The organism is Chromohalobacter sp. HP20-39, assembly GCF_033052815.1.
Lineage (GTDB): Bacteria > Pseudomonadota > Gammaproteobacteria > Pseudomonadales > Halomonadaceae > Chromohalobacter.
Genome location: NZ_JAWHTP010000099.1, coordinates 1 through 531, shown reverse-complemented (window position 1 = coordinate 531; position 531 = coordinate 1). Strand labels below are relative to the sequence as shown.

Genomic DNA, 531 nt, shown 5'->3' with positions numbered 1-531 from the left:
CGCAAGAACTGGGTCGAGCGCCAGGTGTCCTTCGTCGTGCAGTTCAGCCAGCCGGTGCGCGGCCGCCAGACCCTGCCGGCCCGGCCGGGCGACAAGGCGCCACGCGTGCTGCTCGAATTCGACCTTGGCCCCGAGCGCACGCTGGAGGCCCGCGTGGCCCTGTCCAGCGTCGACGAAGCCGGCGCCGAGCGCAACCTGGCCACCGCCGCCGGCCAGGGCTTCGACGCGGTGCGCGAGGCGGCCGAGGCGCGCGGCCTGCGCGTGTTCGATGCGACCTGCCCGCTGGTGACCAAGGTTCACCGCGAGGCCGCGATCCACTTCAAGCGCGGCCGCGAAATCCTGCTGATCGGCCATTCGCACCATCCGGAAGTGGTCGGCACCGTCGGCCAGTTGCCGCCGGGGGCTGTCCAGCTGATCGAGACCGCCGAGGACGCTCAGACCTTCCAGCCGAAGAATCCGGACAATCTCGCTTTCGTGACCCAGACCACGCTGTCGATCGACGACACCGCGGAAATCGTTGCGGTGTTGAAG

Annotated in this window: 1 pseudogene; it reads left to right on the top strand. The window is 69.9% G+C overall.

Features of this window, described 5'->3' with window-relative positions:
* A pseudogene (locus RVY79_RS17120) lies at nt 1–531 on the top strand (hypothetical protein); the annotation flags it as partial.